Source organism: Stenotrophomonas hibiscicola ATCC 19867, assembly GCF_000382065.1.
Lineage (GTDB): Bacteria > Pseudomonadota > Gammaproteobacteria > Xanthomonadales > Xanthomonadaceae > Stenotrophomonas > Stenotrophomonas hibiscicola.
On record NZ_KB907500.1, the window covers coordinates 681,087 to 705,862 of the forward strand.

General features: G+C 66.1%; 22 protein-coding genes and 1 tRNA gene. 9 read left to right on the forward strand and 14 right to left on the reverse strand.

Features of this window, described 5'->3' with window-relative positions:
- Positions 1 to 8 precede the first annotated feature (8 nt).
- The 3 genes from G370_RS0111635 to G370_RS0111645 form a co-directional block, all read right to left on the reverse strand.
- Positions 9 to 2,540, reverse strand: coding sequence for a methyl-accepting chemotaxis protein (locus G370_RS0111635; RefSeq protein ID WP_019660751.1), 2,532 nt, complete (start codon positions 2,538 to 2,540; stop codon positions 9 to 11).
- 213 nt (positions 2,541 to 2,753) lie between these two features.
- Positions 2,754 to 3,647, reverse strand: coding sequence for an NAD-dependent epimerase/dehydratase family protein (locus G370_RS0111640; protein WP_019660752.1), 894 nt, complete (start codon positions 3,645 to 3,647; stop codon positions 2,754 to 2,756).
- A gap of 98 nt (positions 3,648 to 3,745) precedes the next feature.
- Positions 3,746 to 4,657 carry a S41 family peptidase gene (locus G370_RS0111645; RefSeq protein ID WP_019660753.1) on the reverse strand — a complete coding sequence of 304 codons (912 nt, stop codon included), beginning with the start codon at positions 4,655 to 4,657 and terminating at the stop codon, positions 3,746 to 3,748.
- 52 nt (positions 4,658 to 4,709) lie between these two features.
- On the opposite strand from G370_RS0111645, the gene G370_RS0111650 reads away from it, so the two are divergent.
- Both G370_RS0111650 and G370_RS0111655 read left to right on the forward strand, forming a co-directional pair.
- Complete coding sequence (locus tag G370_RS0111650) at positions 4,710 to 5,174, forward strand: MarR family winged helix-turn-helix transcriptional regulator (RefSeq protein ID WP_019660754.1); 465 nt, start codon at positions 4,710 to 4,712, stop codon at positions 5,172 to 5,174.
- A 196-nt stretch (positions 5,175 to 5,370) separates the two neighbouring features.
- A complete protein-coding gene (locus G370_RS0111655; RefSeq protein WP_019660755.1) occupies positions 5,371 to 5,676 on the forward strand; it encodes a KGG domain-containing protein in 306 nt (101 codons plus the stop codon).
- A gap of 262 nt (positions 5,677 to 5,938) precedes the next feature.
- Here G370_RS0111655 and G370_RS0111660 read toward each other — a convergent pair whose 3' ends face one another.
- Complete coding sequence (locus tag G370_RS0111660) at positions 5,939 to 6,289, reverse strand: VOC family protein (RefSeq protein ID WP_019660756.1); 351 nt, start codon at positions 6,287 to 6,289, stop codon at positions 5,939 to 5,941.
- Positions 6,290 to 6,393: 104 nt separating this feature from the next.
- Positions 6,394 to 6,594 (reverse strand): hypothetical protein, encoded by a 201-nt coding sequence (locus G370_RS0111665; RefSeq protein ID WP_026347100.1) that lies wholly within the window; start codon positions 6,592 to 6,594, stop codon positions 6,394 to 6,396.
- Between the two features lie 189 nt (positions 6,595 to 6,783).
- On the opposite strand from G370_RS0111665, the gene G370_RS0111670 reads away from it, so the two are divergent.
- A complete protein-coding gene (locus G370_RS0111670) occupies positions 6,784 to 10,176 on the forward strand; it encodes an autotransporter domain-containing protein (RefSeq protein WP_019660758.1) in 3,393 nt (1,130 codons plus the stop codon).
- Between the two features lie 64 nt (positions 10,177 to 10,240).
- Here the strand turns inward: G370_RS0111670 and cml are convergent, their stop codons facing one another.
- A complete protein-coding gene (gene cml / locus G370_RS0111675) occupies positions 10,241 to 11,428 on the reverse strand; it encodes a CmlA/FloR family chloramphenicol efflux MFS transporter (protein ID WP_019660759.1) in 1,188 nt (395 codons plus the stop codon).
- Positions 11,429 to 11,680: 252 nt separating this feature from the next.
- Entirely contained in the window at positions 11,681 to 12,133 is a 453-nt protein-coding gene (locus tag G370_RS0111680) for a PA2169 family four-helix-bundle protein (protein ID WP_005419568.1), read from the reverse strand.
- Positions 12,134 to 12,605: 472 nt separating this feature from the next.
- On the opposite strand from G370_RS0111680, the gene G370_RS0111685 reads away from it, so the two are divergent.
- Positions 12,606 to 13,247: a glutathione S-transferase family protein gene (locus tag G370_RS0111685; RefSeq protein WP_019660760.1), complete on the forward strand. Its 642-nt coding sequence runs from the start codon at positions 12,606 to 12,608 to the stop codon at positions 13,245 to 13,247.
- A 23-nt stretch (positions 13,248 to 13,270) separates the two neighbouring features.
- Here G370_RS0111685 and G370_RS0111690 read toward each other — a convergent pair whose 3' ends face one another.
- On the reverse strand, positions 13,271 to 13,678 hold the full coding sequence (locus G370_RS0111690) for a hypothetical protein (protein WP_019660761.1): 408 nt from the start codon (positions 13,676 to 13,678) through the stop codon (positions 13,271 to 13,273).
- Positions 13,679 to 13,727: 49 nt separating this feature from the next.
- Positions 13,728 to 14,147 carry an H-NS histone family protein gene (locus G370_RS0111695; protein ID WP_019660762.1) on the reverse strand — a complete coding sequence of 140 codons (420 nt, stop codon included), beginning with the start codon at positions 14,145 to 14,147 and terminating at the stop codon, positions 13,728 to 13,730.
- Between the two features lie 118 nt (positions 14,148 to 14,265).
- Here G370_RS0111695 and G370_RS0111700 point away from each other — a divergent pair, with 118 nt between their 5' ends.
- On the forward strand, positions 14,266 to 14,658 hold the full coding sequence (locus G370_RS0111700) for a DoxX family protein (RefSeq protein WP_019660763.1): 393 nt from the start codon (positions 14,266 to 14,268) through the stop codon (positions 14,656 to 14,658).
- Positions 14,659 to 14,676: 18 nt separating this feature from the next.
- On the opposite strand, the gene G370_RS0111705 is transcribed toward G370_RS0111700, so the two are convergent.
- Positions 14,677 to 16,329 carry a serine hydrolase domain-containing protein gene (locus G370_RS0111705; RefSeq protein WP_245541213.1) on the reverse strand — a complete coding sequence of 551 codons (1,653 nt, stop codon included), beginning with the start codon at positions 16,327 to 16,329 and terminating at the stop codon, positions 14,677 to 14,679.
- A gap of 807 nt (positions 16,330 to 17,136) precedes the next feature.
- On the opposite strand from G370_RS0111705, the gene G370_RS1000000121620 reads away from it, so the two are divergent.
- Complete coding sequence (locus G370_RS1000000121620) at positions 17,137 to 17,664, forward strand: hypothetical protein (protein ID WP_019660765.1); 528 nt, start codon at positions 17,137 to 17,139, stop codon at positions 17,662 to 17,664.
- The gene (locus G370_RS1000000121625; RefSeq protein ID WP_154081336.1) at positions 17,661 to 18,173 is read left to right on the forward strand and encodes a hypothetical protein; all 513 of its coding nucleotides are present in this window, start codon (positions 17,661 to 17,663) and stop codon (positions 18,171 to 18,173) included. Before G370_RS1000000121620 ends, G370_RS1000000121625 begins: the two co-directional genes overlap by 4 nt.
- A 108-nt stretch (positions 18,174 to 18,281) precedes the next feature.
- Here G370_RS1000000121625 and G370_RS0111720 read toward each other — a convergent pair.
- The 4 genes from G370_RS0111720 to dtd form a co-directional block, all read right to left on the reverse strand.
- A tRNA-Ile gene (locus tag G370_RS0111720) sits at positions 18,282 to 18,357 on the reverse strand.
- Positions 18,358 to 18,481: 124 nt separating this feature from the next.
- Positions 18,482 to 19,855 (reverse strand): type II toxin-antitoxin system HipA family toxin YjjJ, encoded by a 1,374-nt coding sequence (gene yjjJ, locus G370_RS01000000120810; protein WP_019660767.1) that lies wholly within the window; start codon positions 19,853 to 19,855, stop codon positions 18,482 to 18,484.
- A gap of 284 nt (positions 19,856 to 20,139) precedes the next feature.
- Positions 20,140 to 21,993, reverse strand: coding sequence for an RNA polymerase sigma factor RpoD (rpoD, locus tag G370_RS0111730; protein ID WP_019660768.1), 1,854 nt, complete (start codon positions 21,991 to 21,993; stop codon positions 20,140 to 20,142).
- Positions 21,994 to 22,084: 91 nt separating this feature from the next.
- The gene (gene dtd, locus G370_RS0111735) at positions 22,085 to 22,525 is read right to left on the reverse strand and encodes a D-aminoacyl-tRNA deacylase (RefSeq protein ID WP_019660769.1); all 441 of its coding nucleotides are present in this window, start codon (positions 22,523 to 22,525) and stop codon (positions 22,085 to 22,087) included.
- A 60-nt stretch (positions 22,526 to 22,585) separates the two neighbouring features.
- On the opposite strand from dtd, the gene G370_RS0111740 reads away from it, so the two are divergent.
- Positions 22,586 to 23,506: a lauroyl acyltransferase gene (locus G370_RS0111740; RefSeq protein ID WP_019660770.1), complete on the forward strand. Its 921-nt coding sequence runs from the start codon at positions 22,586 to 22,588 to the stop codon at positions 23,504 to 23,506.
- Between the two features lie 65 nt (positions 23,507 to 23,571).
- A complete protein-coding gene (gene ribA / locus G370_RS0111745) occupies positions 23,572 to 24,708 on the forward strand; it encodes a GTP cyclohydrolase II RibA (RefSeq protein ID WP_019660771.1) in 1,137 nt (378 codons plus the stop codon).
- Positions 24,709 to 24,776 lie beyond the last annotated feature (68 nt).

Genomic DNA, 24,776 nt, shown 5'->3' on the forward strand with positions numbered 1-24,776 from the left:
TTTCTGGCTCAGGCCGCGCGGCGTGCCGTGGCCATCGGCCCGGCCTGCAGGCGGAAGCGCGACACCGCCACCGCCAGCTGCTCGGCCTGCTCCTCCATCGAGCGGGCTGCTGCACTGGCTTCCTCCACCAGTGCAGCATTCTGCTGGGTGGTTTCGTCCATCTGCACCACGGTCTGGTTGACCTGCTCGATGCCGGCCGACTGTTCGCGCGAGGCGGCCGAGATCTCGGCCATGATCTCATTCACGCGGCCGACCTGACCGACGATGTCCTGCATGGTGCGTCCGGCACCGTGCACCAGCTGCGCACCGGCTCCGACCTGTGCCACCGAAGCGTCGATCAGCTCCTTGATCTCCTTGGCGGCACCCGCTGAGCGCTGCGCCAGCGCACGGACTTCGCTGGCGACCACGGCGAAGCCACGGCCCTGCTCGCCGGCGCGCGCGGCTTCCACCGCCGCGTTCAATGCCAGGATGTTGGTCTGGAACGCAATGCCATCGATCACCGAGATGATCTCGGCGATGCGCTGCGACGAGGCTTCGATCTGCTGCATCGTCTGCACCACCTGGCTGACCACCTCGCCCCCTTCGCTGGCCACGCCCGCTGCGGAACCGGCCAGCATGTTGGCCTGCAGCGCGTGGTCGGCATTCTGGCGCACGGTGGAGGTCAGTTCCTCCATCGACGCGGCGGTTTCTTCCAGATTGGCGGCCTGCTGTTCGGTGCGGCGCGACAGGTCGCTGTTGCCGGCCGCGATCTCGCCAGCGGCCAGGCGGATGCTGGCCGCCGACTGCTGGATCTGTCCGACGATCTGAGTCAGCTGCTGCACGGTGCTGTTGGCATCGTCGCGCATCACCGCGAACACCCCGTGGAACTCACCCTGCATGCGCGCAGTGAGGTCGCCGGCGGCGATCGCCCGCAGCAGCGTAGACAGTGCAGCCAGGTTGTGGTCGCTGACCTGCATCATTGTGTTCAAGGTCTCCACCATGCGGCGGAAATCATGCTCGAAGCGCAGCGCATCACCGCGCACGGCGAAATCACCGGCAGCGGCGGCGGCGGCCAGCTGCTGGATCTGCTCGTTGATCGCAGCCAGGTTGCCCTTGGTGGTTGCCATCGCGGCGGTGAATGCCGCCTTCTCGCCCGGCAGCGCTTCCATGTCCACGCTGAGGTCGCCCACGGCGTAGCGCTGCATCACCTCGACCAGGCGCTGGGTGACCGCATTGCTGGAGGCCACCAGCTGGTTGCTGTCGGCCACCATGCGGCCGTACTCGCCCGGGAACGCCGCAGCATCCATGCGGTAGCTGAGTTCCCCGGCATCGTGGCGGCGCGCCATTTCGGCCTGCGCAGCCATCACTGACTGCAACTGCCCACGCATGCCCTGCATCGCGTCCAGCAGGCGCCCCACTTCGTCGTTGCTGCGCGCCGGCAGCGTGCTGTCCAGCTTGCCGGCGGCGACATCACCGGCCACGCGCACCGCTTCGGCCAACGGGCGGATCGCCAGGCGGCGCAGCAGTACATGGACACCGGCGCTGAGGCTCAGCGCGGCGATCACGCCGACCAGCAGGGTCAGCCACAGCAGCTGGCGTGCCTCAGCCACGATCACCGCGTGCGGCATCACCACGCCCAGGGCAAAACGCTGCGGCGCATCGCCGACCCGCAGCGGTACATACACCCGCACATTGCCGGCCGCATCCGGAGTGAAGGCCTCGAACGGACGGTCGGCGGCAATGTCGGCCAGCATGCTGCGGGTCTGCGCGTCGCTGCGCGGCTTGCCGATCTCGGCGGCATTGGCCGAGGCCAGCACCACACCCTTCGGCGACAGCAGTTCGACACGACCGGCCCCCATCGGCTTCAGCGTGGCCAGGTGCTTCTGCAACGCCGCCAGCGAGAAGTCCACGGTGAACACGCCCAGGAATCTGCCGTTCTCGATGATCGGCGTGCTCAGGGTGCTCATGAGCACTTTCTGGCCGGCGATGTCATAGGCGTAGGGTTCGCTGACCTTGGGCAGCTTGTCGCGGCTGGGCCCCATGTACCAGTCGCCCGATCCGCTGGCGGTCTCGGTGTAATCGGTCATCACCGACTGCTGCGGCTTGCCGTCCTGCCAGGCCCAGTAGCTCATGTAACGGCCGGTGGCATCGTGTGCTTCGGTATTGACGAACTCCGCATCCTTGCCGTCGAAGGCATCGGCCTCCCACATGGTGCTCTTGCCGAGCCATTGCGGATGAGCACGCAGCTGTTCGCCGAGCACCGCCGCCAGGCTGGCGCGGTCGGGCACGTCGCCACGGGCACGCTGGGCCAGCACGCTTTCAACCATGGCATCGTTGCTGGCAAAGGCGGTGCCCAGGTCAGCCGCCACCTGGCGCGCCTCGGCGTTGGCCTCGCTGGTCATTGTCTGGCGCGAGGCGCTGATCAGACTGGCGCTGGCCTGCCGGTAGATCAGGAACGCGGTCAGGCCGAAGCACAGCAGCGCGATCACAGCGGTGCCCAGCATCAGCTTGTGGGCGATGCTGCCCGGGCGTTGGGCAGTGGCGGAGCGGGAAGAAGGCATGGGAGGGTCCGCAAGGCAATTCAGGACGACCGGCGTCACGAGGACACCGCGCAGGCGCGCGATCCGTCGCGCAGGCCACCGGCCGCCGGGCCGCGCCCGGTGCACGAGGCACACCGGGTTTAGCGGCCGGCCGCCATCGAGATTGAGGCCAGCGGCTTGCACATTCCTGAACCTGCTCAGGGTGGGCTCGGTGCCCCGCCCCCTGCGACCATCTCATTCGGCGACCCGATCCTTGATCCACTCCGCCCTTGGCAGCACCTCAATGCTGCCGGCGGCGTACTGCTGCAGCACGTCGTCCGGGCCGAAGCGCGGCTGCCAGCCCAGCACGCTGCGCAGGCGGGCACTGTCGTAGACGCGATCGATGCTCAACGGCAGCGGCCAGCCCCGTCGTTCGAACTCGGCCAGCAGCTGTGGCGCGCGGCGTGCCAGCACGCTGCGCGGGTGGGTGGCCAGCTCCAGGCAATCCTCACGCCGGAACGGCGTCGGAGCGCACGCGATGTAACGCGCGAAAGCGGCGCCTTCGTCCAGCAGCAGCGCAGCATGCGCGCTGGCTACATCACGTGCGTCGATACCGCGGTGCAGGCGGAACATCGCCATGCGTTCGGGCGGCTCGGGGAAGCAGCGGGCCATGCGCAGCACGCGCACGCTGAAGGCCGGCGCCGCAGCGGCTTCGGCCAGTGCTTCGGCCTGCAGCTTGGTGCGGTGGTAGATCGTGCGCGGCAACGGCTCGGTGTCTTCATCGATCCAACGGCAGCCACCGGCGACCACGGCGTGGCCGTACAGCGCGGTTGTACTGGTCAGCACGAATCGCCGCGCCCCGGCTTCGCGTGCGGCCTGCAGCAGGTGCGCGGTCGCCTCCACGTTGATCTGGTGGAACACCCCGTCCGGCACCAGGCCGACATGGGGTGCGTGCAGGGCGGCGGTATGGATCACGGCGTCAACGCCCTGCACCGCCCGTGCGACAGCCTGGTGATCGGTGACATCGGCAATGATGCGGGTGGTGGCGAATGGGCTGCGATCCAGCCCCACCACTTCGTGGGAGGCCGCCAATGCGCCGAAGATCGCGCGCCCGATCCGCCCGGAACTGCCGGTCAGCAGAATCTTCATTGAGTCCATTCACTCGAAGCGCCCGGGAACTACCGGGATGCTTCGATTCTAGGCACGCTGCATGTCGTCTGCGATAGGGCGCAATTGCAATTGTGCGTTCATTCCCGCGAGGCCGATCGGGCCAGCAGCTGCCGCGCGACGAACAGCGGATCGTCACCGCCTGCCGCGTCAGGCGTGACACCGGTGCGTTCCCAGTTGGTTCCGGTATGTAGATTGATCGGCTGCCGATCGGGAATGCTGATCTGATAGCCATCCGGCAGCAGCACAGGATCATCGATCATGTGTGCAGCGCCGCCGCTGCGCGTGCCGACAATGCGTGCACGGCCCAGCGCCTGCAGCGAGTAGGCGACGAACTCGGCAGCCGACGCGGTGCGGCGATCGATCAGCACGACCAGCGGCTTCAGGTAAGTGGGCAGGCTTGCCGGCGGCAGTGGTACCAGCGTGCGCCGCCCGCGCTGGTCCAACTGCTGCACCGCGTCGATCTTCGCGTCCAACAGCGTGCGCACCAGCAGGTCGGCACTGCCGTCATCCCCGCCGCCGTTCTGGCGCAGATCCAGCACCAGGCCATCGGTGTCGGCCAGCAGCTCGAGGGCGGCGGCGAGTTTCGGCCGGGCCAGATCCAGCGGATAGAATGTACTCAGCCGCAGGTAACCGATGTTGCCCTCCAGCACCCGTACCTCGCGCATGCCAGCGCCATTGCTGCGCGCATCCGCGCGCCATGCCATCAGCCAGTCGTCCTGGCCGGCCGTTGCGTCCACGCGCTCTACATGGAAGTGGCCATCGAACGTGTCCAGGTCCTGGTTCAGGCGTGCGCTGAAAGCCTTCGGATCCGAGCAGCTGTCCACATAGCGCTGCTGGGTGGACCAGCCGCGCACGGCTTCGGCAATGCGTGCGCCTTCGGCCGCATCCAGGTACTGCGCCTCTATCGCCGTGGCCGCTGCCAGCAGCACGGCGTCCTGCGCCGGGCAGGCGGCCGCCAGCAACGCGCCAAGCATCCACGAAACCGTCATGATCGCCTCCGTCGCCTTGATAATATATAAGTGCTTATATATCATTGTCATCATGGATCTCCAACGTGCAACTCTGGGAACGCTGCTGCGTGCCCTGCTCGACCAGCTCGACCCGGCGGTCGAGCAGGCCTACCGGGATCTGCAACTGGACTACCGGCCGCGCTACACCCCGGTGCTGCGCACGCTGATGGTGCAGGGCCCCTGCCGCATCAAGGATCTGGCACTGGCCTGCGGGCTCAGCCACTCCGCGCTCAGCCAGACGGTTTCAGCGATGGTGCGCGACGGCTGGCTGCACGCTGCGGTGGGCGAGGACAGCCGCGAACGCATCCTGCAGTTGAGCCCGCACGCCCTGCAGGCATTGCCGGCGCTGCAGGCGCAGTGGCAGGCTACGGCGCTAGCGGCCCGCAGTCTCGACGCCGATCTTGGACAGTCGTTGGAACAGGTGCTGCGTGAGGCATTGAAGGTGCTGGAGCAACGACCGTTCGCGCAACGCCTGCGCGACGCCCGCCTGCGCTGATGCAGTGCGTCGGCGACACCCCGCGTGTTCGCCGGTGGTGGTGGTCCTGGCATTCGCCTGAATGGCGGACTCATCAACCACGTGCGCATGCCGGGTGAAGACCACGGCGGGGATGGCGACCTCGGCTTAGCACGCACTGGCCAAGCATTGGCGCTGTCGCCGACCACGGCGCCGCCCATGCAGAAGGATACTTCCCATGACTGAGCAGAATCACCGCTCCAACCGGGGCTTCGCCTCGATGGACCAGGCCAAGCAGCGCGCGATCGCTGCCAAAGGCGGACGTGCGGCGCATGCCTCCGGCAATGCGCATGAGTTCAGCCGCGATGAGGCACGTGCGGCAGGCCGCAAGGGCGGCGAGGCGATCAGCCGTGATCGGCAGCACATGGCCGCGATCGGGCGCGAGGGTGGGCACGCGCGCCACGCCAACGCGCGCCAGCAGCAGCAGCAGCAGCAGCAGCAGATCGAGCATGGTGGAGAGGCTCCGCACCGCCAGCAGAAGTGATCATCACGCGGCCAGGCCGTTTCCCGTCGGCGGTGCCGTCCTGCAGCCACAAGCTGGGCCAGGAGGGTACCGGCCGATGCCATCGCCCAGCCGACGCCGACGGCCGTGCCACTGCGGTACCACGTAAGCATCCGCGGCGCGGCGTGCATTGCGCCCGGTTGCGCGATGAGCGCACGCGCGTGTCCTGCCAGCCCCTGTGATGTCGATTGCCACGCAGGGTCGGCCTGTCACGGGGTAGCAGGCGGCGTTGGAACCGTCCTGCTCAGGTGTGCACGAGGATGTTCAACAGCCGCCCGAATGGATCGCGGACAAAGAAGCGGCGCACGCCCCAGGGTTCATCGACCGGCCCATACTCCAGCGCGATGCCGGCCTTACGCATGCGCTCCAGCACCTGCTGCAGGTCGTCCACCTCGATCGACAGGTCCGGCACCGCAGTGCCGGAACCGCCTTCACTGGCAAAGCTGACCTGCGCCAGCGCACTGCCCTGCCCGCCATGGGTGACGATCCAGCCATGGTCCATCACCACGGGCATGCCAAGCAGCTCGCCATAGAAGGCAGCGGCCCGTTCCGGCTCAGCCGTGGCGATGTTGGCGACGACGCGTTTGACGGCCATGGCATGCTTCCGTTGGACAGGGCCCATCCAGACTGCCCGACCTTCCACGGAAACAGAAGAGCCCCGTCAGTGACGGGGCTCCCACACGGCTCAATCGGCGCGACTCACACGCCCATGCACAGATCGACCACGCAGGTATTGTACGCCTGCTGGCATTCCCCAGCGTCGGCCCCACTGGCCAGGCACATCTGGTAGGCCCGCCAGCAGGGCGCGTCGCAAGGCTCGACAGGGCCCGCCACCGCCACCGAACCGGTACACACCAGCGCGAACAGCGCCGCCACGATCACTTTCCTGACAGTACGCATCACCATCACTCCCTGATAAGCCTGGTGAGCCCAGGCCGGCTCACGGTAGCGGGGGAGCCGCGAGGCAACGTGAACACCGGCGTCACGCCACCTTAACGCGTTCATAAAAATTCCTTCACACTACTGGGGGTGATTGGCGCGCTGCGGGGTTAACGGCGTTGTTGTCCGTCAACCAAGGAATGTTGTCCGATGAATCACCCGCAGCACGGCTGTTCGTCCCACTCCCGCTTCCCGCTGCACAGCCGCCTGGCGTTGGCCGTGGCCAGTTCGCTGTTGCTGGCTGCAGCGCTTCCCGCCATGGCCAGCGAGTCACTCGACGCTTGGCAGCAGCAGCGCCACCTGCAGGCCGCATGGGCGCAGCCCACGTCGATGGCGAGCGCGTCGGCCGGCGCCAATGCAGCGGCCGCAACACCCACGGCAGCAGCCAGCAGCACGTCGCTCCTCGGTAACGCAGGTGATCCGGCCAGTTGGCACACGGAGGAATTCAACGCCGACTGGGGCCTGGCGGCGACCCACGCCGACGACGCCTATGCGCGTGGCCTGACGGGCACCGGCATCCGCCTTGGCGTGTTCGACAGTGGCACCGGCCTGGACCATCCGGAATTCGCTGGCAAGAACCATCGCAGCATCCACATCGCCGACGTGCTCGCCGATGGCACGCGCTGCACCAACACTGCACAGCTCACTGGCCCCGGCGCCTGCTTCTCAAGTGACGGCGACGACGTGCAGGTCAGCTACGTCGGGTTCAACGCAAACGTCCCGCAGAACATCCGCGATCTGATCCTGGCGGGGCCCTATGTACAGCCCGGTATCGGCTACGAAGTGCACGGCACCCATGTTGCCGGCACCATCGCTGCCAACCGTGATGGCAACGGCATGCATGGCGTGGCCTTCGGCGCCGATCTCAGTGTGGCCCGCCTGTTCTTCAACAGCGCCAGCGAATGGCAGCGTACGGCGACCGGGTATTCGGTAGTCTCGCTGGGCAGCGTCGGGCCGGATTCGTCCGCCGTGGTCGACATGTATGCGCAGATGAATGCCCAGGGCGTGCGCGCGGTCAACCACAGCTGGGGCCTGAGCAAGGAACCCGATGCGGTGCTGATGGACCGGATCTACAACGATCCCGATTATCGCGACTACCTTGCCACTTATGCAGACGGATCACGCGCCAGGGGAATGATCCAGGTCTGGGCGGCAGGCAATTCGCCGGCGCGCGGTGCTGCGGCTCCTGTATCGGCCAGCCCGATCGCCGGCATGTACGCCACCCTGCCGCGTGCCTTCGCCGACATCGAAAAATACTGGCTCAGCGTCGTCAACGTTGGACAGGATTTCACCCTCAGCCTGACCTCCAACAAGTGCGGGCTCAGCGCCAACTGGTGCCTGGCGGCCCCGGGTTCCAACATCAACTCCACGGTCTACGGCGATGACTCCGCCGTTGCGGCGTCGTTGGGCGTTGATGCCAACGGCAACCTGTCGCTCGACGTCACCCAGCGCGTGCCAACCTACAGCTACGGGCTGCTCAGCGGCACGTCGATGGCCGCACCGCACGTCACCGGTGCGCTGGGCCTGTTGTTCGAACGCTTCCCCTATCTGGACAGCGCGCAGGTCCGCGACGTGCTGCTGACCACCGCGCGTGATCTTGGCGCACCCGGCATCGACGAGATCTACGGCTGGGGACTGATGGACCTGCGCAAGGCCATCGAAGGCTACGGCTCGCTGCGCGTGGATACCAACGTGGTGATGAACCAGAAGGCCGGTGGCCTGAAGGTGTGGGAAGGCGACGCCTGGGATGACTGGACCAATGACATCGGCGGCCCCGGCAAGCTGAACAAGTCCGGCATCGGCTGGTTGCGCCTGAGCGGTGACAACAGCTTCAACGGCGCGGTACTGCAGGACGGTACGCTGGAACTGAACGGCGCCAACGCGCTTACCGCGGCGGTCGAAGTGCAGGGCGGCCAGTTCCTGCTTAACGGCAGCCTGTTCTCCACCGCACTGACCACTACCGGTGGCGTGAGTACGGTCAGCGCCAGCGCCGTGCTGAAGGACAGCAACCTGAGCGTCAACGGCGGCGTGGTGTCCTTCAACGGCACGCAGACCGGCGGCACCACCACGGTCGGTGCCAACGGCCTGCTGAAGGGTGTCGGTACGCTCGGCACCACCCAAGTCGACGGCATCATCGCGCCCGGCAATTCAATCGGCACGCTCACCATCAACGGTAACTACGTGCAGGGCGCAACCGGCGTCTATGCCGCCGAACTTGCTCCAGGCGGGCGCAGTGACCAGTTGCACGTGACCGGCACCGCCACCCTGGGCGGTACCCTGCTCGCGCTGCCGGAGCCGGGCACCTATTACCTCGGCGAGCAGTTCAATTTCATCCGCGCCGACGGCGGTCTCAACGGGCAGTTCGCGAAGACCGACTTCAGCGCGTTCTCGCCGTTCCTGCAGTTCAGCCTGGCGTACGGTGCCAACGGAGCACGCATCGACGTGGCCCGTGGTGCATCGCTGGCCAGTGCGGCCACTACGCCCAACCAGCATGCGGTTGCGGCGGCGGCCGATGGCCTGGCGATCAACCAGGGCCTGCCCAAGCCGCTGACACAGCTGTTCCCGCAGCAGGTCGGTGCCGTACTCGATGGCCTCAGCGGCGAGCTGCACGCAGCCACCTCGCTGGCGCTGGTGGAAGGCAGCCGTCATGTCCGTGACGCTGCGTTGTCACGCCGTGCCGGCGCAACCGCACCGGGATCCGATACGGGTGACGCCACCGGTGCCTGGGTGCAGGCACTGGGCGGCAACAGCAGGCTGGATGGCAACAGCAACACCGCGCGCACCGATGCCAACAGCAATGGCCTGCTGGTGGGCATCGACCGCGAGTTCGATGGCTGGCAGGTCGGCGTGCTGGCCGGTACCGGCCGCACCGACGTGAAGCAGCTGGAGCGCCGTGCCAAGTCGAAGATCGACAACACGCACGTCGGCGCCTATGCCAGCCACGCCTGGGGCGGCTTCGGCCTGCGCGGTGGCGTGGCATGGAGCAAGCACAAGGTGAAGAGCACGCGCGATGTCGGCTTCGCCGGCTTCAGTGACAGCCTGAGCGCGCGCTACAACGCGCATGCGCGCCAAGCGTTCATCGAAGCGGGCTATCGCTTCGGCAACGCGGAAGGCGGGTTGGAGCCCTACCTGCAGGTGGCTCGCGTGGAAGTGGACCTCAAGCAGATCAACGAGCGCGGTGGCGCGGCGGCGCTGCACGGCAAGGTGGACGACACCGGCACCACCACCGCTACCGCAGGGCTGCGCTTCGACAAGGGCCTGAAGGCATCATTCCAGCAGGACAGCTGGCTGCATCTGCGCGGTGGTCTGGGCTATCGCCGCGCCTTCGGAGACCGCAGCCAGGTGGCCAACCTGGCCTTTGCCAACAGCAGCACGCCCTTTGCAGTCGAAGGCGCACCGATTGCCGAGAACGCTGTCGTGGCCGAGCTGGGCCTGTCGGCGTGGCTGACGCCGCGGCAGCAGCTGGAGCTGGGCTACAGCGGCCAGTTCGGCAGTGAAAGCCGCGACCATGGGGCCAGTGCTCGCTGGTCCATCCGCTTCTAAACACGTGTTCTCTTGACGGGTTGGGGCGGCCTTGCGGCCGCCCCTTTTTTGCCCCCCCCCAGCGCTATGCGCGACGGCGCAGGGCGGCGGCACCTGCCAGGCTGGCAAGTGGCAGCAGCAACCCATAGGCCACCAGCGGCCACACGGTATCGCCGGGTAGCACAAGGATCACCAGCGTGCCGATGCCTGCCACGATAATGCTCTGCACTGCGTAGTACAGGGCCACCGCCGCACCCGACGCATCGGCGAAATCACGCAGCGCACCGTTGGCAGCCACTGAAACCACCATCACCAGCCCCACCGCGATGCCCCACATGGGCAGCACCACGCCGATCAACGAGGGACGCCACGCGGCGGCCGACGCCATCAGCAGCGCCCCGGCCAACATCACCCACAGGCCGCGCAGGAAGGTACCGCGCACGTTCCAGCGCCCAATGCACGCGTTCGCCATCCGTGCCGTGACGATCATCACCAGTGCCACCGTCGCGAAGGCCAGGCTGAACGACAGCGGCGAGTACTGCATGCGCCCGACCAGCAACCGGGGCGCGACTGAGAAGAACACGAAGAATGTGCCCATGCCCGCGCTGAAGCCCAGCGTGTAGACCCAGAACGCGCCGCTGCCGAGGATGCGTCGTGCCGCCGGTCGCGCCCCGTCATGGCACTGCGGGCGGGTTTCGTGCCAATGCCGCACCGCGCGCAGGCCGGCGATCGTGCCCAGTACACCGAGCAGAACGAAGATCGCGCGCCAGCCGACGGCACCAGCCAGCAGTGCGCCCAGAACAGGCCCCAGCGCCGGCACGAAGGCCAGCATCGAAGCGAACAACCCATACAGCGAGGCGCCTTCGGGTGTATCGGCATAGACGTCACGGACCGTGGCGAAGGTCGCCACCAATGCCGCCGACGCTCCCACCGCCTGTACGGTTCGCCAGGCCAGAAAAGCGGCGCCGCTGCCGGACAAGGCCAGCGCAAACGACGAAAGCGCGAACAGCAACGCCCCCAGCAACAGGACCGGGCGTCGCCCGATGCGGTCGGACAATGGGCCAAACAGCAACTGGCCCAGCCCGAGCGCCAGCAGGTAACTGCTCAACGTGAGCTGCACCAGCGTCGGGGATGTCTGCAGTGCCTGCGGCATCACCGGCACCACAGGAAGATAGATGTCCATGGCCAGCGAGGCCAGGAGGTCGAACGGCGCCATCAGCACAATGGCCGACGGCAACGGGTGGGCCCAACGCGGGGCCTTTCGATTGAACATGGGGAGTCTCCGCCCGGAGTGATCCGGCGGCGATCCATCCACTTCGCGTGCATCGCAGGGATGATCACCGCAACAACGTCTGCATCGTTGTTGCGGCTCAGCGAACTGTCTGCGGACCGTTCCCGTTGCTCATGGTGTTGATCGTTGGCGGTGCGGAACCGGTGCAAGTGTAGCAGCGACCGGTTCAGGGTGGCCGGGGCAGCGGTGCCGCCCCGGCCGCGGCGACCCTGGGGAGTGGGCCGCCGTTGATCGTCAGGCCGCCTTCATCGCATGCTTGCGCGCGCGCATCACGTTGTGGCACTCCTGCACTTCGGGCAACAGCTGAGTGACTTCCTGGCGCACCGCCGGCGGCAGTTCATTGTCCTTCAGCACATCCTTGAACGCGCCCAGCAGGCGATCCTCGGACTCTTCCAGCTCGGCCACGTAGCCATAGTTGGTATCTCCGAACGCGGCGCGGACCTTGCCGTAGAACTGCTGCATCGAACCCACCACGGTGCCATGCTCGGCCGGCTTGCCGCCGCTGGCAGCCACCGAACCGCTCAGCGCCGCGACGATGCGGCCCTTGACGCCGGCGATACGGGTGAACAAGGCCGACAGCTCGGCATCCTTCACCTTGGTTGCGGCCTCTTCGTAGAACGACTTGCCGTCGCGGGCGATCTCGATCAGGTCGTTGAGGCGGTGTTCGATGGTGGACTGGGTGCTCATGGCCTTGCTCCTGTATCTTCGTTTCAGGGGGAGAAAAGCAGCCTCGACTGCGCTGCCTGCGGATCCACTGTGGACATGCTCGTGTGGTTCGCGGGTGAGCAGCGATTGATATGCACATCACTTCACCCAACCCGCACTGACTGCTTCACGCCACAGTGGCGCGTGGCTCACATCGAGCGGTGCTGGCCAGCCTCACCAGGGAACGAACAGGATGATCAGCACGATCACCACGACCGCGGCGAGCGCTCCCATCAGTACGTTTCTCTGGCGCCAACTGGGCTTCGGTTTTCCGGGGGTATTCATGCCTGCTACCTGTCTCTGCGGATGCCCCCGGCAGACTGATGGATCGGCGGCGGTACGTGCGTGCAGGACGCGTGCAGGTGACGTGCAGGGCGCCGCCATCGATGTCGATTTCCGGGACGCCCGCTCGTCAGATCATCAAAGCCCTTCCCTCACCACGCGGACTGCTGCCATGACCGCCATCCTCACCGCCTTCGCCACCTCTCCCGACCGCGGCCAGGGCCTGGCCCGTGACATGCGCGTTCGCTGGGCGCTGGAAGAGCTGGACGTGCCCTATGACGTGCAGCTGCTCAGCTTTGCCGAGCTGAAGCAGCCCGCGCACCTGGCACGCAATCCGTTCGGGCAGATTCCCACCTGGCAGGAGGGCCACCAGGTCCTGTTTGAATCCGGCGCGATCGTCCTGCACCTGGCCGAACAACATTCCGGCCTGCTCCCGGTTGATCCGGATGCCCGCATGCGCGCGGTCATGTGGCTGTTTGCCGCACTGAACACGGTAGAGCCGCCGATTGTCGAGCGCTCCATGGCCTGGGTGCTGGAGCGCGAGCAGCCGTGGTACGCACAGCGGCTGCCGATGCTGGATGAGCGGGTTCGGGCGCGATTGGCGCAACTGTCAACATGGCTGGCCAACGCGCCGTGGCTGGACGGCGATTTCAGCGCGGGCGACCTGATGATGGTTTCGGTGCTGCTGCGTCTGAAGAGCAGCGGGCTGCTTGACGAGTATCCGCTGCTGGTGGCCTATGTGGCACGGGCAACGCAGCGTCCCGCCTATCAGCGCGCGTTTGCTGCGCAGCTGGCGGTATTCCAGAACGGGTAGTTCCGCGCCATGCGTGGAAATACTCAGCGCAAGCTGCGCCGGCAGGCGGCCTGCACCAGCATCAGCTGCGCCACCAGGATCAGCATCGCGCAGCCGGACAGCAGCCACGGATCGATGTACCACTGCGCGTTGAAACTGAAATCACCGGCGGAAATGCGCTTCCAGCCGTTGAAGTGCTGCATCGCTGCGACCACGAACGCGAAGCCACCGGCTGTGTACGACAACCAGGGCACGATGAGGCTCCCCGGGCGCGCGAACAGCGTGAGCAGGCCGAGCACGCCGATGACCGTGCGCTGCACGCGGCAGTACGGGCAGACATAGGCCATCCCGCTCCATTCCACCGCCCAGGCCAGCAGGCTGACCAGCACGGCCGCGCCTGCCGCGGCGTGCAGGACTTTCGGCGTGATCATCATGCCACTCTCGTGTGCCATCCCGTGCCCCTTGGTTGAAAGACCTAGGCAGGGTAGCAGTGCTGCAGCCTCATCCCTTCTTGATGACGGTCCGCTTGCCGATGGTGCTGGTCTTGCCAGCGGTCGGCCTGGCCAAGCCAGGAATCAGGAAATCGGTGACCTTGTGGCCCATCGACACCTTGGACGCCAACCAGCGCGGCATGCGCCCGCGACCGGTCCAGGTCAGGCGCTTGTATTCCGGGTCGCGATACTTGGGCGCGACTTTGCCGGATTTACGGCGGGCGGGTTTGCGGGCGGGCGCAGGTGTTTCCGAGGCTTGGCCGCCAAAGAGTTCTTCGATGGTGTATCCGGCTTCGGCGGCGGCGGCCTTCAGCATCCGGCGCACCGCACTGGCCGGACGGCGGCTGGAAATCAGCTGTTTCCGCCGTTCAGCGGCAACCACCAGGGCACCCAGCTCGCGAAGGCTGAGCGATTCAATATCGATCGTCATGCGGGAAAGGTCTACTGCAGCGCGGCAGCTGTCAAGGCGCCCTGCCCGGCGCGTAGACACGGGCTTCACCGCCGGTGGGCTCCGATCGGCTGCGTCGGCCATCTCCGAGGACCTCGACGTGAGCACTTCATCGCATTCGCTCGCCTACCTGCTTGCACGCATCCTGCTGATGGCCCTGTTCCTGGTCTCCGGGCTGGGCAAGCTCGGTGATCTCAGTGGTACCCAGGGCTACATGGAGGCAATGGGAGTTCCCGGCATCCTGCTCTGGCCGACCATCGCTTTCGAAATCGGCAGCGGCCTGTGCATCCTGCTCGGCTTCCAGACCCGGCTGGTGGCGGTCGTACTGGCAGGTTTCAGCCTGGTCACCGCTTTCATCTTCCACCACAACTTCGCCGATCAGACCCAGCAGATCATGTTCCTGAAGAACCTGGGCCTGGCCGGTGGCTTCCTGCTGCTGGCCTGCACCGGAGCCGGGCGCTACAGCATTGATGGGCGTGGGCGGCGCGGATAAGCAGGCGGCATGCCGCCATCACCCCTGGCCCACGGGCGGGACGCGCTGCAGACGCAGGTTTCGCCATGTCGGCTGGGAGCTGCGGAAATCCACCGCTTCGCCATCGCTGGTGAACAACAAGCCTGGCTCCACTTCAGTGACCAGGCGGATGCCATCGATGTACAGCCAGCCCTGTCGCTGCTCCAGCACAACGGACATCGACGGTTTTCCCCACTGGTCGATGCGATAGCGCCCCAGCCAGGGTTGCCAATGGGGCGCCTGCGGCCCGGTGGGCCCATCGATGGGATCGTTCTGGTCCAGGCCGTCCTCGCCGTTGCTGCATTCCAGGTGCGCCGGCAGCATGTCCGTCGCCGCATGGTAGCGGTACGTCGCAACTTCTCCATCGGTGTCCACGGTGAACAGTTGGTCGCCGTCGATGGCCGCAAAACGGCCGCCCACAGCTTGCGCCCCACGATGCAGTTGCAGTTCACCGCTTCCGGCAACCACGATCTTCGCCTTGCCGCTGCGCCCGATCCAGCTCCCCGCCATCCGCTGCACCTGGTCCTGGTTCAACCTGATCGGCGCCAGGGAAGACAGGGGCACACGCGGCTGACGAGGCCCGAAACGCGCCGACAACAGCTGATCGAGCAGACGCTGGCCAATGCCGTACCCCGCAGACGTCGCGCGATTGAACATCGCGGCAAATCCAGCGTTTGCCTGCCTGCAGTAGGTGAACACGCACCCGAATCCGAAGCCCCCGCCGCGGTGGTGCAGCAGCCTCACCGATGTACTGCCGTAGAGGCGTTCGCTGCGCATGACACCGAGCCCGTAGTCACCGCCCAGGCCGAAACCATGCATCTCGTCCCAAAGGTGAGGCTCGAGCAGTTGCTGCGCACCGGATCGACCGCCACCGAGCAGGAAGCCAAGATACTTCGCCATGTCGGCGGCACTGGTCCAGACGCCTCCCGACACCACCAGCGGCGTCACCGGCGGTACCTGCGCATGGCCTTCCTGGGTTCCCAGTGCCCGCCCCTTGCTTGCCAGGTAGATCGAGGCATCGGCCGTACTGTCGTGCATTCCCAGCGGCTCGAAGATCCGGCGCTGCAGCCAGGCCGGATAGCTGATGCCCGCAACCTGCTCAATGACATGACCGGCAAGGTCGAAGCCCAGGTTGGAGTAGCGATAGCGCGTACCCACTGGAAAGCGCAGCCATGTCTGAGAGATGCTGCGGACGTGCGCATCAAAGCCCGGCGACGCCGGTTCGTAGTTGTTGCCCAGTGGCGCCTCGTGCGTGAATCCCGCGCGATTGGCAAGCAGCAGGCGCAGGCTGATGCGCTCCTGTGGAGCATGCTCGAAGCGGCTGCGCACCGTGAACGACGGCAGATAGCGGGTAATGGGCGCGTCCAGATCAAGGATGCCGTCCTGCACGGCCAACAGCACCGCCACCGCCGCGAAATTCTTCGAGGTGGACTGGATGCTGAACATCGTGCTGGCGTCTACGGCCGCGCTGCCCTGGCCTGATACGTGACCGAAGCCTTCAGTCCAGCGCACCTGTCCGCCTTCGACCAGGCAGACGGCAGCGGCACCGATGCCGCTGCCGTCCATGGCCGAGCGGACCACGCCGCGTTCCGCGTCGATCAGGCTCCCGGTGGTGACGGTTGGCTGCGCCACCGCAGCAACGCCGGTGGCCATGAGCGTGGCCGCCGGAACGGCAGCAGCGTTGGCCAGGAAGGCGCGACGACTGAGCGTACCAGGCATCAGATCACTCCACTTCGGGATGCCGCCATCTTCCCGCCAGCAGAAATGGCGGGGCATGTGTCATTCGGCACAGAGTGCGGTGATCGACAGTGCTGCACCTTCGCCGGCTGCGCAGGCCTCAGCCCGGAGAGAGCGGCAAGCGGATTCCCTGCGCCGCAACAAAGGCGCGGCACTCGCTCCAATAGGCCTGTGGCGGTGCCCGGAGCTCTGGTCGTGACCAGTCGTCGGTGATGTGCAACGGGTCGCCCGGCACCGGGTCCGAAGCGCGTGAAGGACCAGAACGTAAACAAGGACTGAATACGAACCAAGGCGGACCGGGGGAGGCTGCACCACTTTTCCGTTCTCTGCGGGCGATGCAGATGTGCACAAGACGATCGAGTCCATCTCTGGGGACTTGCATGCACTCCGTTTCAGTTGCGCGAGCAGCTCCAACGTTGTTGCGTCGCCTACCCGACCCAGTGTTAATCGCAAGGAAACTGCACCACCCTCATGGAATACAGAAGTTCATCGCAGAAATTCGCTGCAGCACTCGTCGTTGCCGTACTCGCCACGGGAGCGGTGGCGGCCCTTCTCCTCCTTCGCCCCACGCCACAGTCCTCGCAAACGGCACCGAACGTTGAACAGGCGGGCGGGCAGCGCAAGGATCCTTCTGCGCCGACACCCTCGGCTGCGTCACCCGCGTTACGGCCTGCCAACAGCACGAGCATGCTGTTTCCTGGTGTTCCGCAGAATCGCGATGGAATGGAACCCAAGGACGATGATCCATTTGATGGGCGTAGCCGCGAGGAGCAACGCTGGCTGGATGAACATGGCTATCCGAATACCGCGCAGTGGGCTTCCTATTCCAGCGCGCCCGATGCGTTGCTGGAACAAGCCGCCCACGGCGGCGACAAGCTTGCGCGCACCATGCTGGACTCGCGAAAGCTGCCCGATCGAACCGCCTTGGACCGGATGATGTCGTCCGCAGTGGACGGCAACTACTTTGCACTGCAACTGCTTGCGACTCATTTCGCATCCACCGGTCGAGCCGGAAACATCAACGCATACGCGGTTTCGCGCGTCCTGGAGATGCGCGCAGACCCTTCCGCCGCGCTTGGCAGGGAAATCATGTTCTCTGCACCGCTCACTATCGAAGAGCGGATGCAGGGGGAGGCCGAAGCGCTTCGTCTGAATGCCACATTCAACCAGCTCTACCAGGAACGAACCGGCGTCCCGTTCGTTCCCGATTACCGCCCGTTCCCCGTTGACAACTCGCAAGGATGGCAATGAAACCTGCAAGTAAATTCGTCCTGGCCACCGCTGCTTTCACCGTTACCGGTGTTGCTCTGGCCTGCACCGTTCTTCCAATGCTCCCGTTCTCGATATCGGTCGACCTGAAGGATATCGCGGCGGCCAAGCAAGCCGGTGCCTCATCCGCAGATGCGCCCAACCGGGCATTCCTGAAGAAGCTGGATGAGACCGCTGAAAGGACGTTCGGTGCGGATGCATGGCGCAACACGTCCTTCGTCGGCAACGTCATGTACAAAACAAAAATCATGATGATGACCGGCTCAAGCATGATCACCGTCAGCAAGCCGTGCGGGAAGTCGGCAGAAGAGTCAGGCGGCACCGAGGACAGCTTCGCCTCGACACCCCCGTCTGGCGGTGGTGGTGGTGGCAGCACTGGCGGTGGTGGCGGGATCGGCGGCTGGGTCCCCGGTGGTGGCGGGTGCTTCGGCAACTGTCAGCCGCCGCCGCCCGGTCGCGTTGGTCCTATCGAGAATCTGCCACGATCCTGAGGGCACCACAATGAAAGGGCATCGCCGCAAGGTGCTGCCCTTGGCGCCCCTGACGCACCAGCCAGACGCCATCGGGGCGTCGTCACTGGACTTTGCTGGACGTTCAATTGGTGGGCCCACCAGGATTCGAACCTGGAACCAAGGGATTATGAGTCCCCTGCTCTAACCGTTGAGCTATAGGCCCGGCGCAGCGCCACAGTGTAGTGGAGCCTGCGCTCAACCGGCTACCCGCCGGCGCCAAGACACACTGAAAAACCCTCAGCCATCGCTGCGCAACGCCGCGCGCCCAGGCTTGCGCAACAGCTGGCTCACCCAAACCGCGCGCCCATCTCCCGCACCCGCTCGGCGTTCGCCCCCGCCAATGACCGCATTGCTGGCGACTGGATCCGCCCGTCAACAGCCACGCACTGCCAGAATGCTTCAGCCACCGGTGCCGCCCAGCGCAGATGTTGCAGATCACCACTGCCCAGCGGTGCGACCGGCGACAGCGGCTCGTCCGCGCGCAACACGCCCAGCTTTGACGGCGCCAGCGACATCGGCAGCATGTCGTAGACCGGCGCCAACGGCAGCGGGCCGCGATCAACGAAGTGGAAGGCGATGTTGCCGTGGTGCATGTCGCTGTTGCCGATCAGCCGCCCGAACGCGTGGCGTCGGCCCATCGCCTGCACGGTGTCGGCCGTCAGCCAGCCTTGATCACGCAGTTCGGCGCCTGCAACCGGCCACGCTGGGGTGACCTCGCCGGTGAACGCAGACGATAGCGACAGCAGCGAGACCAGGCCTCGCCGCCCCAGCAGATCGGGCGTGCGGTCGAAGCGCTCGATTTCCAGGAAGGTGTGCGTGGGCGACTGCAGCAGTTCACTGGACGCCGCGGCTTGTCCGGACTGGCGCAGGGCCTCAAGCGCCAGATGTTCGCAGACCAGCAGATCGCTCCAGCGCTGGGCGGCGGCGCCTTCATCGGGCTGCGCGAACTTGACCAGCACCGAGCGGCGCCTGCCGTGGACCTCCACGGTGGCGGTGAACTTGGGTTGCTCGCCACCCGGCGAGGAGCCCACGTCCTCTCCGTCCAGCGCAGCACGCGCACGCTCGCGATACTGTGCAAGACGATCGTCGGCCGCAACCCGATCGATCGGCGCCTGCAACGTCTCCATCGCCGCCTCCACAGCAGCGATACCGAGCAGCAGATCGCCCGCTTCAGTCCCGCCAGCGGTTACCAGGGCCATCAACACATCGTCCGGTTGCCAGCCCTTGAGGTCCTTCGGCAGGCCGAGCGCCTGCCCACGGCCATGGGCGAAGCTGCGACCAAGAAATCCCTGCGGTCGCAGGTCATCCAGGTACCACGGTAAGTCAGGAAAGAAGGCAGCAACGCCACCTTCGGGCGCGCGTCGCAGGTTCGGGCAGTCAGGCCCGGCGTCGACATGGAAGCCGCCTCCTACCAGCGCAATTACCCGCCCCAGCTCCTCCAGCGTCGCATCTTCGCGCAGCCGGTACAGCGGCCATTCGCTGCCTGCCCGGGTGGGCCGCCGCAGCGCATAGGCGGTTGCCCGCGTTCTGCCCATGCGCACCACCTGCGGGCCACTGGCGGCCACCAGCCGGCTGAGCGCCATCCGGTCCACCCCCAGACGCTCGGCCAGCGCCGCGGCTGGTAGCGGCTGGCCGGGGGCCAGCTGAGCGATCAGATCCAATACCTGTGGGCGTTGAGCGCGTGGCATGTGCATTACGTAATACGAAGCTTGTTACGTAATTAGCATCAAAAAAACGGGACTGCAAGCACGATCTTGCGTCTATGAGCTTGAAAATAATGGACATATCCACGAAGAGCCAGCTTCGACGCGGATCTTTGTTACATTATTTGTTACGTAATTATATGGCTCAGCAGAGCACAGGCGGGGCGTTACAGGGATGTGGTGGGCAAAGAAAAACCCCGCCGAAGCGGGGTTTCTCTCAACACATCAGCCATCGCCGGATATCAATCGATATCCAGGAAGCTGCGCAACTGCTCCGAGCGGCTCGGGTGACGCAGCTTGCGCAGGGCCTTCGCTTCGATCTGGCGGATGCGCTCGCGGGTCACGTCGAACTGCTTGCCGACCTCTTCCAGCGTGTGGTCGGTGTTCATGTCGATGCCGAAGCGCATGCGCAGCACCTTGGCTTCCCTCGGGGTGAGGCCGGCCAGCACGTCGCGCACGGTTTCAGACAAGTTGATGTTGGTGGTGTTCTCGATCGGGGACTCCACGTTGGTGTCCTCGATGAAGTCGCCCAGATGGGAATCCTCGTCGTCACCGATCGGGGTTTCCATCGAGATCGGCTCCTTGGCGATCTTCATCACCTTGCGGATCTTGTCTTCCGGCATGTCCATTTCCTTGGCCAGCTCCTCCGGCGTGGCCTCGCGGCCGTACTGCTGGAGCATCTGGCGGGAAATGCGGTTCAACTTGTTGATCGTCTCGATCATGTGCACCGGGATACGGATGGTGCGCGCCTGGTCGGCGATCGAGCGGGTGATCGCCTGGCGGATCCACCAGGTGGCGTAGGTCGAGAACTTGTAGCCGCGGCGGTATTCGAACTTGTCCACCGCCTTCATCAGGCCGATGTTGCCTTCCTGGATCAGATCCAGGAACTGCAGGCCGCGGTTGGTGTACTTCTTGGCAATCGAGATCACCAGGCGCAGGTTGGCCTCGACCATTTCCTTCTTGGCCTTGCGCGCCTTGGCTTCACCGTAGGCCATGGCACGGCTGATTTCCTTCAGCTCTTCCAGGTCCAGCTGGGTCAGCTTCTCGATGTCGATCGTCGCCTGCTGTTCGGCAATGATCTGGTCCTTCACTTCGCGCAGGGCCGACGACCACTTCTGCTTGCGCTTCAGTGCGTCTTCCACCCATTCCAGGTTGGTCTGGTTGCCTTCCCAGGAACGGATGAAGTCCTTGCGCGGCATGCGCGCGGTGACGGTGGCCAGGTTCAGCACACGGCGCTCATGCGACTTGATGTCGGCCATGGTGTCGCGCAGCTGCTTGGTCAGCACGTCGGTCAGCGGCAGCGGCAGTTTCAGGGTGACGAACACCGCCGACATCTCTTCGCGCAGGCGCGGCAGGTTCTTCTTGTCGCCCTTGGTCGCGGCCTTCTTGAACGCATTGAAGGCATCGCTCAGCGCCTGCATGCGCGCGGCGACTTCCTCCGGGTCCGGACCGGTCGGTGCGGCTTCTTCCTCGCCACCCTCGACATCATCGTCCTCGTCCTCGTCGCCTTCGGCGTCGGCATCGCTGCTGTCATCGGCAGCGACCGCCGGCGGCGCCGGCTCTTCGTCGACCAGGTCATTGAAGCCGACGATCACTTCGGCCAGGCGCTTCTTGCCTTCCTTGTGGGCTTCGTAGTCGTTCAGCAGCGACTCGACCGACACCGGGAACTGGCCGAGCGCGGCCTGGACCTGGGAGAGGCCTTCCTCGATGCGCTTGGCGATGGCGATTTCGCCTTCGCGGGTCAGCAGCTCGACGGTGCCCATTTCGCGCATGTACATGCGCACCGGGTCGGTGGTACGGCCACCTTCGGTGTCGAGCGCGCTCAGCGCGGCGGCAGCTTCTTCGGCCGCGGTGTCATCGACTTCGCGGTTGCCGGTGTTGCCGTCGTTGAGAAGCAGGGTTTCCACATCCGGCGCAACTTCATGGACATCGATGCCCATGCCGTTGATCATGCCGATGATGTCTTCGATCTGTTCCGGGTCGACCATGTCGTCCGGCAGATGGTCATTGACTTCGGCGTAGGTCAGGTAGCCCTGTTCCAGGCCCTTGCTGATCAGTTGCTTGATTTCGGATTGGGCAGGACGTTCGTTGGCCATGTAGTGCTCGCGCCACCGGCTGGGTAGGAAATAGGGAACGTAGCATTATACCAGCCCGGGGCCCCGCCTGCCGGGCGGTGGTCCCGCAGGCTCAGGGCCGGAGAAGGAAGGTCACAGGACCGTCATTGACCAGGCTGACGACCATATGGGCACCAAACCGGCCTGTTTCCACCCCTGGCGCGTGATTTTCACGGCAGATCTCGACAAATTGATTGAACCCGCGTTCAGCCTCCTCCGGCGCTGCGGCGCTGGTGAAGCTCGGCCGCATGCCCGAACGGGTGTCAGCGGCCAGGGTGAACTGGCTGACCAGCAACAGGCCGCCGCCGGTGTCACGCAGCGACCGGTTCATTTTCCCGGCCTCGTCGGCGAACACCCGGTAGCCCAGCAGGCGCTCGGCCATCCGTCGCAGCTGGGCCTCGGTATCGCCCGGCTCCATGCCCACCAGCGCCAGCAGGCCTGGTCCGATCTGGCCCACGGTTTCATCATCTACATGGACAGCAGCCTGGCTGACACGCTGGATCAGGACGAGCATCTGGGCTTCCAATGAACAGGGCCGGCCACGATAGCAGCGCCCTTGGCTAAACTGGCGCCAATGAATCCGCAACGCAAAGCCCGGCTGGTCCACCGCGCCACCACCCTGTTCGCCCGCCTGCCCTGGCCGCTGCTGCGGGCGTTCGCGCGCACCCTGGCGTGGGCCTGGATCCGTCTCAATGCCCGTGAGAGCCGTGTCACCCGGCGCAACCTCGAACTGGCCTACCCCGACCTGGACAGTGCCGCGCGGGACCGCCTGCATCGCGATCTGCTGCGCTCGACCGCCCTGCAGGCCATCGAGACCCTGCGGCTGTGGAGCCAGAGGCCGGCCGACAACCTGCGCCTGCATCTGAAGCAGCGCCACGGCGAGGCCCTGTACGACGCAGCCCTGGCCAGCGGCAAGGGCGTGATCGTGGCCGCGCCGCACTTCGGCAACTGGGAGCTGCTGAACCAGTGGCTGGCCTCGCGCGGGCAGATCGCCATCGTCTACAAGCCGCCGGAGGACGAGGCCAGCGATGCCTTCCTGCAGCTGGTGCGCGGCGGCCAGAACGTGCAGCAGGTGCGCGCCGAGGGTCCGGCCGTGCGCCAGCTGTTCAAGGTGCTCAAGGACGGCGGTGCCACCGGCATCCTGCCCGATCAGCAGCCCAAGGCCGGCGACGGCGTGTTCGTGCCGTTCTTCGGCGTGCAGGCGCTGACCATGACCCTGGTCAACCGACTGGCCGAGCGCACCGGCGCCACCGTGCTGTACGGCTGGTGCGAGCGCATCGGGCCGGACATGCAATTCGCCCTGCACATCGAACCGACCGACCCGGCCGTGGCCGACCCGGACCCGCAGGTGGCCGCCACCGCGCTCAACGCCGGCATCGAACGCATCGCCCGCCGCGACCCGGCGCAGTACCAGTGGACCTACAAGCGCTATACGTTGCGGCCGCCGGGCAGCGGCGAGGAAGACCCGTACGCAACTGAGGAACACCCCCACTGACGGCCGCCTGCGACCACTGGCCGCACCACGTTGAATACGACGCCGTCGCCCCCATAGAGACTGCGATGTCCGCCTCCCCCGGTCCTGCCATGCCTGCTGCTTCTTCCCTGTTCGGCGATCCGGCCGCGATCCGCTGTGAGCGCGCGGTGGCCGAACTGCGCGCCGGTCGCCCGGTGCTGCTCCACGATGGCCACGGCCAGCGCCTGGCGGTGATCGCGCTGGACAGCGCCACGGCCAGCAGCTTCGCTGCCTTCGCCAATGCCGCCCGCGAGCGGCATTACCTGTTCCTGACCGCCACCCGCGCCCGCGTGCTCGGCGTGGAGGCCCCGCAAGGCGCACGCCTGCCGCTGGCCGGCGTTGCCTTCGATGCCCTCCCCTCGCTGGGCTACCTGCGCGAGCCGGGCCCGATGCCCGACGGCTGGACGGCGGGCGATGCCTTCGATGCCGGCGCGGTGGAGCTGGCCCGCCTGGGCCTGTTGCTGCCGGCGATGGTGGCGGTACGCCTGGACGTTGATGACCGCACCTTCGAGGGCGCCGCCGAGGTGGCCCTGTGCGACCTGGCCGAAGGCGCAGCACATGCGGCCCACGACTACGAACTGGTGGCGCGTTCGCCGGTGCCGCTGCGCGACGTCGGCATGACCACCTTCGCGGTGTTCCGCGGCGGCGTGGCCCAGCGCGACCAGGTCGCGATCATCGTCGGCGAACCGGACCTGTCGGCGGTGGTGCCGGTGCGCGTGCACTCCTCATGCCTGACCGGCGACCTGTTCGGTTCGCTCAAGTGCGACTGTGGTGACCAGCTGCGGCGCGGCCTGCGCAAGCTGAAGGAGCTGGGCGGCGGCGTGTTGCTGTACCTGGACCAGGAAGGCCGTGGCACCGGCATCGCAGCCAAGATGCGTGCCTACGGCTACCAGCACGACGGCCTGGACACCATCGACGCCGATGCGCAGCTCGGCTTCGGCGCCGACGAGCGCCGCTACGGCAGTGCGGTGGCCATGCTGCACGGCCTTGGCATTTCGCGCGTGGCGCTGCTCAGCAACAACCCGACCAAGGCACAGCGCCTGCGCAATGCCGGCATCGAGGTACTGGACTGCATTCCGGTCACCGGCGAGATCACCGCCGAGAACGAGCACTACCTGCGCACCAAGGCCGATCGCGCAGGACATCTGCTGGACGTGGATGCGCTGATCCAGGCTGCCCAGTAACGCAGCCGACCTGCTACCGTCTGCGCGGTGCGGCTACCGCCGCCACCGCTCGCCCTGCCACCTGACGG